Genomic DNA, 11,730 nt, shown 5'->3' on the forward strand with positions numbered 1-11,730 from the left:
CCAGGGCCGTGCTGCGGCGCGCCCGCATCCCAGCCGTGCCCGTACGCGGGCGTGTACCCGAAGGGAGGACCGTGACCTTCGGTTTCGCCCCGAGCTCCACCACGTCCCTGACAACGGCCACCGGCGGCGCCATCCGGCACGGAAGACTTCTCGAACCGGCCGAGTGGACGTCGGCCGGGGTGCCCCTGCTGACCAATCCCCGCGAGATCGTCACCGGTCTGCACGCCCGGCACGGCCCGGTGCCGACCACCGCGGTGATCGCCGTCCTCGGTCCCGACGAACGCCTGGTCGCCAGCGCATCGTTCGTCCAGCGGTCGGCCTCGGCCGACGGCTGGGAGTACCGCAACGCCCTGCTGTCGCGGTTGCGCCGGGTGCTCCCGCACGACCTGCGTCGACGGACGCCGGTGCGGACGGCGGTGCTGATGTACTGCCGTGACGGCGACGAGCGGTGGACCGAGGAGGACGGGGCCTGGATGTGGGGGCTGCGGGACGCCTGCACCCTGCACGGGCTGCGTTGCGGCGCCTACATCACGCTGACCCCGGGCGGCTGGCAGGTCCTGGGCGAGGACCGTGGCGGGCGGCGGCCCGGATCGGACTCCCGGCCGGAGCCGCTGGGCTCGACCGTGGCGGAGTTCGCTCCGATGAGCCTGCGTACCGGCGGCGGCGCGGCCGAGGCGCTGCGGCGTACCGCCGCGCGCTGATCGACGCACCGCCGGCGGGGCACGGATCCGCACCGCCTCGCTCGGGTCCGCGTACACCGCGTGCGCGGACCCCACCGGGCCACAGACCAGTGGCCTGCGGACCGGTGGGGTGCGGACCGGTGGGGTGCGCGCACGCGGACGGGCGTACGAACCCGACCCACCCGGCACCACAAGCCTGTCCGGAGCGTGCGCACACCACACCCACGGGCAGCCCTCACGGCCGCGCCCGAGGAACCGGGCGTGCGGCGGGTGGGACCTCGGACTTCAGCGGGGCTGCCTCACGGCCTGCCCCGCCCCCGTCCGTACCGGGAGGCGGGCGTCAGACGCCCGCGCCCAGCACGGAGTTGATCCGCTGCGCGTCGCCGCACACGATCAGCAGCGTGCCGGCCCGGGTGAGTGCGACCGGCAGCGTGCGGGCGGCGTCCTCGACCGATCCGCCGTTGACCGCGAAGACCACGACGGGGCGGCCGGCGGCGCGCTGGACCTGCGCCGCGTCCGCGTAGAAGACGTCGTCCCCGGCATCGTGCTGGGCCCAGTACGCGGCCTCGCCGAAGGACAGTTCGTGCGCGGCCCACGGGTGCGGGTCGCCGGTGGTGAGCACCAGGATGTCGCCGGGCGCGCGCCCGGTGTCGAGCAGCAGGTCCACGGCCTCCTCGGCCGCGTCCAGCGCGCCCTCGGCGGATGCCGGAATCAGCTGGACCTGCGGGACCGCCTCGGAGACGGACGGGACGGTGGCCTCGGGGGCCGCGGGAACGGGTCCGGGGGCGGCCTGCGCCGCGCGCTGCGCGGGCGGGGCGGGTCGGGCGGGACCGGGGCGTCCGGGCCGGGGTACGGCGGCGGGACGCGGACCAGGTACGGGGCGGGGGGTCTGCGCGGTGCGGCTCGCGGCCGGCGTGACGCGGGGACCCTGGGCACTCTCGTGAATCTGAGGCTCCTCGGTTGAGAGGCTTGAGTTGACATCTTTCAAACACCGGTACGAAACGTACCGGCGGGTGGCACGTGGACGCGATCAGAAATCGAACCCGAGTTGGCCTCCGTTTTCCAGCTCCACGCTCTCCTCGCTGCGGCGCACCTTTTTGAGGTGCCGCCAACGGGGCAGCGCGTCGAGGTACGACCACGAGAGCCGGTGGTACGGGGTGGGCCCCAGCTCCTCCAGCGCCGCGCGGTGCACGGGCGAGGGGTAGCCGGCGTTCGCGGCGAAGGCGAAGTCCTCGATTCCGCCGCCCTGTTCGGCCAGGTCGGCCATCATCCGGTCGCGCCGGACCTTGGCGATCACGGAGGCGGCGGCGACGGCGACGCAGGACTGGTCCCCCTTGATCACCGTGCGGACCCGCCAGGGCGAACCGAGGTAGTCGTGCTTGCCGTCGAGGATCACCGCGTCGGGCCGCACCGGCAGGGATTCCAGGGCTCGCACCGCGGCGAGCCGCAGGGCCGCCGTCATCCCGAGCGCGTCGATCTCCTCGGGGGAGGCGTGCCCGAGAGCGTGCGCGGTGACCCAGTCCTCCAGGACGTCGCGGAGCGCCTCGCGCCGCTTGGGGGTGAGCAGTTTGGAGTCGGTGAGTCCCGCGGGCGGCCGGCGCAGGCCGGTGATCGCCGCGCACACGGTGACGGGTCCGGCCCAGGCCCCTCGTCCGACTTCGTCGACCCCGGCTATGACCTTGGCGCCGGTGGTTGCACGGAGGGAGCGTTCGACGGCGTGGGTGGGTGCTTCGTACGGCATGGCGCCAGCAAGGTTACGCCGCCCCGCGCCCCCTGCACACCCCGCCCCGGGCCGGGGCGTGCGGCGTGACCGTCCGGCCGGTTCAGGGTCTGAGCATCGGCACCATGACGCGGTCGATCAGTTCCGCGATGTCGGGGTCTTCCCATTCGCTTCCGTACACCTTTGCGCGATACATGAACATGGCCGGGATCACGTCGGTGACGTACGGAGCCGCCGCGTCCTCACGGACGTCACCCCGCTTGATTCCGCGTTTCACCAGGTCCCTGATCAGGTCTTGAGCGGGTGCGTGCAATCCCTTCCAGATCACCCCCCGAAAGCGATCGGCGTGGATGTGATCACATTCGTGAAGCACCGCACGCAGTGCTTCACCGGCTCGCGACCTCATCACGTCACGCATCCGCGCACACAGGTGGTGGAGGTCCTCACGAATCGATCCGTGATCCTCGATCTCACCCAGTGACGGCAATCCGGCCCGCAGCACCTCCACGACGAGTTCCGCCTTCGACGGCCAGCGCCGATAGACGGCCGCCTTCCCGGTGCGCGCGCCCGCCGCGACGGCCTCCATCGTGAGCGCGTTCCACCCGACGGTGCTCAACTGCTCCAAGGCCGCGTCGAGAATCGCCCTTTCGAGCTCCGGACCCCGTCTGCGCCCCGGCGCGGCCTCCGACCAGCGTGAACCCGTCATGCCCCACACCTCCCACCGCCCCGTGCGTCCGTCGCACGAATTTTCAGCCTTAGTGAACGCTTGTGTTCACTAAGCGCCGGCTCCTACCGTGGACCCGCAGTGAACGGATGCGTTCACTATTTCACTTTGGGGGGATCCTCAGTGACAAGCACTCAACTGGCCACGCCCCGAATACCCGGCGCCGCCCGACATCCCGGGCGCCCGGGAGTGGCACTCGCGGTCATCGCCGCCTGCCAGCTCATGGTGGTTCTCGACGCGACGATCGTGAACATCGCGCTCCCTCACATCCAGACCGCGCTCTCCTTCTCCACCACCGACCTGTCATGGGTGATCAGCGCGTACACCCTGGCTTTCGGCGGCCTGCTGCTGCTCGGCGGCCGGGCCGGCGACATCCTGGGGCGGCGCCGCGTCTTCATCACCGGCATCCTGCTCTTCACCCTCGCCTCGCTCCTCGGCGGCTTCGCCCAGGAGCCCTGGCAACTGCTGGCGGCCCGCGCCCTCCAGGGAGTCGGCGGGGCGATCGCCTCACCGACCTCGCTCGCCCTGATCACCACGACCTTCGCCGAGGGCCCCGAGCGCAATCGCGCCTTCGGCGTGTTCGCCGCCGTCTCGGCGGGTGGCGGCGCGATCGGCCTGTTGACGGGCGGCATGCTCACCGAGTGGCTCGACTGGCGTTGGGTCCTCTTCGTCAACGTGCCGATCGGCATCCTGATCGCCGTCCTCGCGCCGCTCTACATCAGCGAGTCCGAACGTCATCCCGGTCGCTTCGACATCGCCGGGGCCCTCACGTCCACCGGCGGCATGGCCTCGCTCGTCTACGGCTTCATCCGCGCGTCGGAGGACGGTTGGCGCGACGCGCTCACCCTCGCTTCCTTCGCCGCCGCCGTCGTGCTCCTGGGGTTGTTCGTGATCGTCGAATCGCGGGCACGTGAACCGATCATCCCGCTGCGGATGTTCGCCGACCGCAATCGCGCCGGCACCTACGTGATCATGCTCGGCCTCGCCGCCGCGATGTTCGGCATGTTCTTCTTCATCGTCCAGTTCGTCCAGAACGTGCTCGGCTTCTCCCCGATCCGTTCCGGACTCGGCTTCCTGCCGGTCACCGTCGCCATCGTGACGGCAGCCGGTCTCTCGCAACGCTTCCTGCCGCGATTCGGACCCAAGCCCTTCATGGTCCTCGGGTCCGCGCTCACCGGCACGGGCCTGACCTGGCTGACGTTCATCCGGACGGACAGTTCCTACGTGTCCGGGGTGTTGGGCCCGATGCTCCTCTTCGGCTTCGGCATGGGGCTCAACTTCGTGACCCTCACCCTCACCGCCGTCTCCGGGGTGGCGCCGAAGGAGGCCGGTGCTGCCTCCGGTCTGCTCAACGCCGCCCAGCAGGTCGGCGGCTCGCTCGGCCTGTCCATCCTGGTGACCGTCTTCGGCACGGCCGGTCGCGACGAGGTCGAAAGGCAGGTCCCCGCGTTCCTGGCGCAGGCGCAACCGGAGCAACTGGCGGCCTTCAAGGCGACCGGCCGGCTACCCGACCCGTGGGGCGACATCGTCCTCACCCAGGGCATCTCCACCGCGTTCATCGCCGCCGTGGCGATGGCCGGGCTCGCCCTGGCCACGGCGCTGTTGGTGATCCGGGTGCGCAAGAGCGACCTGGAGGCCCTCAACGGAACCGCCGAGAAGGCCGGCCCCGTGGGCTGAGCACGGCCCGTCGGTCCAACGCGGCCCGTGGGCTGAGCACGGCCCGATGAGGGGCCGCCGGGTGCCGTGCGGCACGGCGGCGCCCTCCTCCGGCGCCCCCTTCGTACGGGTTTCAGTACGGGTGTCAGTACTCGCTGCGGCCGCCGTACAGGCCGAGCCGTACGCAGTCGTGTGCGGTGGCCGTGACCGGGCGCGCGTCGAGGATGCGGCGCGCTCGGGACTGCGCCAGGCTCGTCGCGAACCAGGGCGCGCCCTCGGACTCCGCCAGGTCGTCACGGACCCCGATCAGGGCGCAGGAGCGCTGAGGTTCGGGCAGGCGGTCCAGGGCGGGTGCCGCATCGGCCGACAGATGGCGGAAGTACTCCACGTCGATCTTCTCGTCCGACGTGTACCGGGCGACGTTCGTCTCGGCGATGATCCCGTCCGGGGACATCAGCCCGAAGGCCAGGACGGTAGCGGCGGCGCTGCCGGCCACCGCACGAGCCAGCCAACGCCCGCCGAACGCGCCGGCCGCCATGAGCAGCACGATCACGAGCCCGAGCCACAGTTCCAAGGTGACCACCGACAGGCGCAGCCGGGTCAGCCCGTACGCGTCCACGTACAGGTCCATCCGGCGCACCGCGGAGGCGACCACGACCAGTGTCAGCAGGCACAGGGTGCCCAGGACCACCCGGACGAAGCGGCGGTCGCCCGGACCGCCGCGGGGTGCCCAGCGCAGGGCGAGGGCGATGACGACCAGAACGAACACGGTGGCCCAGAGCAACTGCCAGAAGCCCTGGCGGGCGTACTCGGCGTAGGTCAGGTCCGTGCGCTCCAGGACCTTGTCGTACCCGCCGAACAGGACGGCCAGTTGCACCGCGATGAACCCCGCGAACAGCAGGTTGAGCACGACGAGCGGAAGCGCCCACTCCACGCGGGAGCGCGGCTTGCCCGGGGTCGTCGAGACGCGGTCCCAGCGCAGCGGCGCGGCGGCGGTCCGGGCGACCGAGAGGGCGCAGAGCGCGCCCACCAGGAAAAGGGCGACGCGGAACGGGCTCTCCCCGACGGAGATGTCCGGGGTCAGACCGCCCAGCAGGTCCGCGAAGGCCGCGTCGGCGGAGGCGAACAGCGCCCCGAACACGAACAGGAGGACGACGGCCACCACCGTCGCCTTGGCGATGGGCAGCCAACGCGTACGGGCCACGCCGCCGCCGCGCGAACGCACCCCTTCCCAGGCCCAGCCGACGCCTGTGATCGCGGTGTCGACGAAGCCGAGCGGGCTGAGCAGGACGCCCGGCCAGCGGCGGGTTCCGTGCAGGGCCAGCGCGGCCGGCGAGACGGCGGCGAGGACGGCGAGCGTGGACGGCCAGGCGGAGTCGCGCAGGGCCGGGACGGCGAGCAGGGCCACGCAGCCCAGGGACCAGACCACGGTCCAGGGTCGGATCGTACGACCGGCCGCACGGGCGGAGACGTACGCGGCGACCATGGCGGGCAGCGCGGCGAGGAGCAGTCCGGGGCCGACGCCGTCGCCGAGGAGGACCGCCGTGGCGAGACCGGCGACGAGCACGGCGACCAGGGTGACGGTGCGGATCGGGGCGGGCTGTGCGGACCGGACCCGGCGGGCCATCGACGCCTGCGCCCGCGCCGCGGCCTCGGCCTGGGCCTGCTGCCACCGCGGGCCCTTCTGCTGAGCCACCCAGATGTGCCAGGCCACGGAGTCGAAACCCGGCGAACCGGGAGGGGCAGGCGGCGGCGCGGCCACAGGACCGGGGCTCGCGGCGTCGGCCGGAACGGTGCCTTGAGCCGGAGCGGTTTGCTCGACCGGAGCGGTTCCACGGGTGGTGGCTCCCGGGGCCCCCGCCCCGGGCGCCCCGGCGCCCGGCATACCGGTCCCGGACTCCGCAGGCCGCCCGGCGGCGGCCTCGCCTCCGGTCGCATCGCGTTTCGCCTTGTCGGCGTTCTCAGACATCAGGTCCCTCCCCTGTCAGCCGCTCCCGGAGTGCGGGAGTTGAGAGCGGCGAAGCGGACAGGGTAGGCCGGGGCCAGCCAGTTTTGAACATATTCAAGAAGGCCTTGTGTCAGGACCGTGACAAACCGGAGCGGCCCCGTCGCACCGGGCGCAGGGCACGGGTGCCGCCCCTCGGCAGGACAACGCGAAGGGCGCCCGAGTACCAGGGGTACTCGGGCGCCCTCGACCCGGAAGATCCGAACCGGACGAACTACCGCGCCGCGTCCGGCAACCACGCGGGAAGGGCCTCGGTGCGCGAGCGCCACGCCTCCGGCAGCACCGCGTCCCCCCGCGCGCCCAGGACTCCGCCGACGATCGCGCACGTCGTGTCCACGTCCCCGCCCACCTGCGCGGTGGTCCAGAACGCCCGCTCGTAGTCGTCCAGGGACCGGGCCGCCGACCACAGCGCGAACGGCACCGTGTCGTGGGCACTCGTACGCCGCCCGCATCCCAGGACCGCCGCGACCGTGGTCGCGTCGTCGTAGTCGAGCATCCCGCGCGCCCGTCGCAGTCCGGCGCCGACCGCGCTGCGCGGCACCAACGCGATCACCGCGTCCAACAGGTCGGCGGCCTTCGGCGGGCCGGCCGGAGCCGCCGCCAGCGAGGCGGCCGCGGCGACGGCCATCGCTCCGCAGACCGCCTCGCGGTGCTGGTGGGTGGTGTACGCCGAGATCTCGGCCTGGTGCGTGGCCTGCTCGGGGTCGTCCGCGTACCAGGCGCCCAGGGGCGCGATCCGCATGGCGGCCCCGTTGCCCCACGAGCCCTGGCCGTTGAACAGTTCGGCCGCTTGCGTGCGCCAGTCCGCGCCTTCTCGGATCAGCCGCAGCATCCGGTTCACGGCGGGCCCGTAGCCGCGGTCGAAGTCGTGGTGGTGGGCGAAGGACAGCGCGAGCGCGTCCTGGTCGATGCGCCCGTGCTCGGCGAGCACGGCCACCACGGAGCAGGCCATCTCGGTGTCGTCGGTCCATTGCCAGGGGTCGGTGCCGGCGGGGACCTCACGCCGCTTGAGCCGTGGATAGTTCACGGGAACGAAGTACTGGGAGCCCAGAGCGTCACCCAGTGCCAGCCCTCGAAGGCTGGACATGGCGCGTGCGTAGCGCCTTTCGGAGGAGGAGTCAGCGGTCATCGCGCGCCACTCTAGCCGTCCAGGTCATAAGGCTCGGGTGTGGTCCACCGTTCAAATGGGCGGTCCATCCGGTACCGGCCGTCCGAGCCGAGCAGCAGCGCGCGGAATTCCCCGTTCCCGGGGTTGGACAGGCACTCGAACTCGGCCACCGACCAGTGGAACCAGCGCATGCAGAACAGCCGCATCGTCAACCCGTGGGTCACCACCAGAACGTTCTCCGGGTGGTCCTCGGCCTCAAAGCTGCGGTAGAGGCTTTCCAGGAAGGAGCCGACCCGGTCGTAGACGTCCGCACCCGATTCCCCCTGGGCGAATCGGTAGAAGAAATGCCCATAGGCGTCCCGGTATGCCTTCTGCAACCGCACGTCGTCACGGTCCTGCCAGTTGCCCCAGTCCTGTTCACGCAGCCGGGGCTCCTCGCGCATCCGGACCCGGGTCGGGTCCAACCGCAGCTCGCGGAAGGTCTGCAGGGTCCTGCGGTACGGGGAGACGTAGGCGCTGATCGACTCGTCGCCGAAGAGTTCGCGCAGCCGTACACCGGCCTCGGCGGCCTGTTCCCGGCCGGTCCGGGTCAGGCGCAGGGCATGGTCGGGCTCCCTCTCGTACACCGTGTCGTCGGCGTTCCCCTCCGACTCCCCGTGTCGGACAAGGACGATGCGCCGTGGTCGAACCATTCCACGACCCTATTCGGACATCTCGTCCCCCGCGCACCGGGCTCGCCGCTCAGGCCGGCGTTCGTCGTACGGTCATACCGTCCAGGAGGGTTCGAGGTCGACGACGTCACCCGTGAGCGCCTCCACGTCGGCCTCGGTCTGGGCCCGCAGCGACAGCCGCTCCACCCGCTCCTGTCGGTACTTTCCGTGTTCGGCGGCCGCGCGCCACATCGACAACACCAGGAATTCGCGACCCGGGGCCTCCCCGAAGAGGCCCCGGATCATGCCGGGCGAGCCGGCCATGGCCGGGTTCCACACCTTCTCCTGCATGAGCGCGAAGTGATCCACGCGGCCCTCACGCACTCGGGTGTGGGCGACCCGGACGACATCGGCGTCCGAGAAGCGCGGCTCGAAACCGGTCTTCACGTCGAAGCGGTGATCGAAGAGCGTGACCCGCGCGTCGGTGAAGGTGCCGTTCTGGGACGCGGCCAGCCGGTCGTGCGAGCGGGCCATGAACGAGTCGTAGAAGGAGCGACTCTCCCAGAACGCGAAGACGTGCGCGACGCCTTGCCGGCCCCGGCTCCATCCGCCGCCCTGTCCCCGGAAACCCGGCTCCCCCGGAAGCCCCGCCCATTTGCGCTGCCCACGCTCGAACCCGCGTCGGTCCGTCACCGTGCAGCGAATCCACTTGACCAGCACCGCGCCATCGTACGGGCCAGGCGCGGTCCGGGTCAGTCCCCGGCGCGGTGGATCCGCACCAGTTCGGCGGCGTCCCGCGCGGGCAGTCGAAGTCCGAACTCACGGTCGAGCACGGTGATCAACTCGTCCGGTGCCACGCTCTCCCGAACGAGGCGTCCGTCCGGATACAACCGGGTGAGTTCCCTCCCCACGAGAGCCACGCGCACGGAGTCCCCCGGGTACTGGACGATGACCTTGCCGACGAACGCGGAGCGCGGGTGCGAGGAGCTGAAGTGGTTCAGCACCACGTAGTCGACGGGGTGGTAGGCCTGTGGCGAGAACGCGTAGAGGTCACGCCACTCCTCCCCGCGCAGTGAGCGGAGCACCAGAACGCCGTCCGCCTCCGCCCGGACGGCATACGTCCACCGCCCCTGCCGCACCTCGACTCCGGTACGCGCGAGCGGTACGGGTTCGCGCGGTCCGGGGTGGCCGAACCCGGCGTCGCACAGCCACGGTTCACCCTCGACGGTGACGACGAGGACGGCGTGCGTCACCGCGAGCAGCGTGTCACCCCGGGTGCGGTTGCGGGCCCCGCGCCCGGCGACCTCGAAGCCGATCCGCTCCAGGGCGGCGGCCAGCAGCGAGTTCTGTTCGTAGCAGTAGCCGCCTCGACGACCGTGCACGATCTTGTCCTGTAGTGCCTTGACGTCCAGCGCGACGGGACGGCCGAGCGTGACGTCCAGGCTCTCGAAGGGAATGGCGGCGATGTGCGCCCGGGTCACTGCGTACAACGTCTCCAGGTCGGGACGGAGTTCCCGGCCACCCGACCCGGTCTCCAGGCCGATCCTTGCCAGATAGGCGTCCAGGTCCAGCTCGTCAGAACTCCACACGTCTTCCCGCTCCCCCGCGAACTCCATGGCGCCCGACCGGCGCGCCCCGCACAATGATCGGCATGACGGCCCTCCACACCAACCCTCTCTTCGACCGTCTCGCCGATGCCGAGCGGATCCTGGTGGCCGGGGCGGGAGGCGGCTTCGACGTCTACGCGGGCCTGCCGATCGCGCTCTCCCTCCTCCACCAGGGCAAGGAGGTCCACCTGGCGAGCCTGTCCTTCAGCGCGCTCGCGGGCCTGCCCGCCGATGACTGGATCGTCCCCGACGTCGCCGTGATCACCCCGGACACCGCCCCTCATCAGGCGTACTTCCCGGAACGCGCCCTCGCCCGATGGCTGAAGCTGCACGGCTATCCGGCCGTCGTCCACGCCTTCCCCCTCATCGGAGTACAGCCGCTCCGGGCCGCCTACCGGGCGCTGATCGACCTCCACGACATCGACGCGGTGGTTCTCGTCGACGGCGGCACGGACATCCTCATGCGGGGCGACGAAGCCGGTCTCGGCACCCCGGAGGAGGACCTGACCAGCGTCGCCGCGCTGGCGGCACTGGACGACGTACCGCAGCGCCTCGTGGTCTCGGTCGGCTTCGGTGTGGACGCCTACCACGGGGTGAGCCACGCCCTCGTGCTGGAGAACATCGCGGCGCTGGAACGCGAGGGCGCCTACCTCGGGGCGTTCTCGATATCCCGCGCCACCCGCGAGGGCGCGCTCTTCGTGGACGCCGTCGCCCACGCCCAGGAGCAGACCCCGGATCGCCCCAGCATCGTGAACGGCTCGATCGCGGCGGCCGTGCGAGGCGAGTTCGGGAACGTCCAGTTCACCCGGCGCACACGGTTCAGCGAGCTCTTCGTGAATCCGCTGATGTCCCTGTGCTTCGCGTTCGAGCTGTCCGGACTGGCCGCCCGGTGCCTCTACCTGGACCGCATCGAGAACACCCACCTGATGCGGCAGGTCCATTCCGAGATCTCCGCCTTCCGGGACGAGACGATCACCCGCCCGTCGCGCACCATCCCGCACTGACGCCCTGACGCCCGGCACTGGGGCATCGGCGCCGGACCGGGGCTGCTCGTCACGCCCACGCCGAAGGGGACCGACCAGCAGGTCGATCCCCTTCGTGAGCCACCGCTCAACCGGCCGTGCGGATCACGCGGGACGGCCGTCCCACGTGATCACGCCCGGTGTCAGCTGCAGCCGCTGGTGGAGCCGCAGCCCTCGCAGATGTAGCAGGAGCCGGCGCGCTGCATCTTCGTACCGCAGGAGAAGCACAGCGGGGCGTCGGCGGAGACACCCAGCTGCATCTCGACGAGTTCGGCGCTGGAGTGCGCCGTCTTCGGGGCCGCGGCCGTTCCGGCCGTGACCGGCTTCGGAGCGGGAACCGCGGCGAGCGGCGCGGACTGGGCCAGCGTCTCGGTGTCGATCTGCTCGCCGTCCAGCGGCTCGTAGGAACCGGTGTCGAGGTGACGCTGACGCTCCTCGGCGGAGTGGATGCCGAGGGCCGAGCGGGTCTCGAAGGGCAGGAAGTCGAGCGCCACGCGACGGAAGATGTAGTCGACGATCGACTGCGCCATCCGCACGTCCGGGTCGTCCGTCATACCG

11 protein-coding genes and 1 pseudogene are annotated in these 11,730 nt (G+C 71.5%); 3 read left to right on the plus strand and 9 right to left on the minus strand.

Features of this window, described 5'->3' with window-relative positions:
* Nucleotides 1-71 precede the first annotated feature (71 nt).
* Nucleotides 72-701: a hypothetical protein gene (locus ADK55_RS05470; protein ID WP_053676301.1), complete on the plus strand. Its 630-nt coding sequence runs from the start codon at nt 72-74 to the stop codon at nt 699-701.
* A gap of 319 nt (nt 702-1,020) precedes the next feature.
* On the opposite strand, the gene ADK55_RS05475 is transcribed toward ADK55_RS05470, so the two are convergent.
* The 3 genes from ADK55_RS05475 to ADK55_RS05485 all read right to left on the minus strand — a co-directional run bounded on the left by ADK55_RS05475 (nt 1,021) and on the right by ADK55_RS05485 (nt 3,106).
* Nucleotides 1,021-1,668, minus strand: coding sequence for a hypothetical protein (locus tag ADK55_RS05475; RefSeq protein ID WP_053676302.1), 648 nt, complete (start codon nt 1,666-1,668; stop codon nt 1,021-1,023).
* 42 nt (nt 1,669-1,710) lie between these two features.
* A complete protein-coding gene (locus ADK55_RS05480; RefSeq protein WP_053676303.1) occupies nt 1,711-2,421 on the minus strand; it encodes a ribonuclease HII in 711 nt (236 codons plus the stop codon).
* Nucleotides 2,422-2,503: 82 nt separating this feature from the next.
* Nucleotides 2,504-3,106: a TetR/AcrR family transcriptional regulator gene (locus tag ADK55_RS05485; RefSeq protein ID WP_053676304.1), complete on the minus strand. Its 603-nt coding sequence runs from the start codon at nt 3,104-3,106 to the stop codon at nt 2,504-2,506.
* Between the two features lie 141 nt (nt 3,107-3,247).
* Between ADK55_RS05485 and ADK55_RS05490 the strand changes: the two genes are divergently transcribed.
* Complete coding sequence (locus ADK55_RS05490) at nt 3,248-4,801, plus strand: MFS transporter (protein ID WP_053676305.1); 1,554 nt, start codon at nt 3,248-3,250, stop codon at nt 4,799-4,801.
* A 124-nt stretch (nt 4,802-4,925) separates the two neighbouring features.
* Here ADK55_RS05490 and ADK55_RS05495 read toward each other — a convergent pair whose 3' ends face one another.
* The 5 genes from ADK55_RS05495 to ADK55_RS05515 all read right to left on the minus strand — a co-directional run bounded on the left by ADK55_RS05495 (nt 4,926) and on the right by ADK55_RS05515 (nt 10,132).
* Complete coding sequence (locus ADK55_RS05495; protein ID WP_324611169.1) at nt 4,926-6,476, minus strand: DUF4173 domain-containing protein; 1,551 nt, start codon at nt 6,474-6,476, stop codon at nt 4,926-4,928.
* A gap of 523 nt (nt 6,477-6,999) precedes the next feature.
* Entirely contained in the window at nt 7,000-7,914 is a 915-nt protein-coding gene (locus tag ADK55_RS05500) for an ADP-ribosylglycohydrolase family protein (protein ID WP_053676306.1), read from the minus strand.
* A gap of 11 nt (nt 7,915-7,925) precedes the next feature.
* Nucleotides 7,926-8,585 carry a histidine phosphatase family protein gene (locus ADK55_RS05505; protein WP_053676307.1) on the minus strand — a complete coding sequence of 220 codons (660 nt, stop codon included), beginning with the start codon at nt 8,583-8,585 and terminating at the stop codon, nt 7,926-7,928.
* 72 nt (nt 8,586-8,657) lie between these two features.
* A complete protein-coding gene (locus tag ADK55_RS05510) occupies nt 8,658-9,263 on the minus strand; it encodes a YdbC family protein (protein WP_053676308.1) in 606 nt (201 codons plus the stop codon).
* Between the two features lie 32 nt (nt 9,264-9,295).
* Nucleotides 9,296-10,132 carry an arylamine N-acetyltransferase family protein gene (locus ADK55_RS05515; protein ID WP_078998515.1) on the minus strand — a complete coding sequence of 279 codons (837 nt, stop codon included), beginning with the start codon at nt 10,130-10,132 and terminating at the stop codon, nt 9,296-9,298.
* A 62-nt stretch (nt 10,133-10,194) separates the two neighbouring features.
* Here ADK55_RS05515 and ADK55_RS05520 point away from each other — a divergent pair, with 62 nt between their 5' ends.
* Nucleotides 10,195-11,154: a DUF1152 domain-containing protein gene (locus tag ADK55_RS05520; RefSeq protein WP_053676324.1), complete on the plus strand. Its 960-nt coding sequence runs from the start codon at nt 10,195-10,197 to the stop codon at nt 11,152-11,154.
* 161 nt (nt 11,155-11,315) lie between these two features.
* Here the strand turns inward: ADK55_RS05520 and ADK55_RS05525 are convergent.
* Nucleotides 11,316-11,730, minus strand: a pseudogene (locus ADK55_RS05525) (vitamin B12-dependent ribonucleotide reductase); the annotation flags it as partial.

Source organism: Streptomyces sp. WM4235, from assembly GCF_001279725.1.
Taxonomy (GTDB): domain Bacteria; phylum Actinomycetota; class Actinomycetes; order Streptomycetales; family Streptomycetaceae; genus Streptomyces.

Coding starts and splice junctions, on each gene's coding strand:
- ADK55_RS05480 (WP_053676303.1), bottom strand. CDS start 2,421: ATGCCGTACGAAGCACCCACCCACGCCGTCGAACGCTCCCTCCGTGCA.
- ADK55_RS05485 (WP_053676304.1), bottom strand. CDS start 3,106: ATGACGGGTTCACGCTGGTCGGAGGCCGCGCCGGGGCGCAGACGGGGT.
- ADK55_RS05500 (WP_053676306.1), bottom strand. CDS start 7,914: ATGACCGCTGACTCCTCCTCCGAAAGGCGCTACGCACGCGCCATGTCC.
- ADK55_RS05505 (WP_053676307.1), bottom strand. CDS start 8,585: ATGGTTCGACCACGGCGCATCGTCCTTGTCCGACACGGGGAGTCGGAG.
- ADK55_RS05520 (WP_053676324.1), top strand. CDS start 10,195: ATGACGGCCCTCCACACCAACCCTCTCTTCGACCGTCTCGCCGATGCC.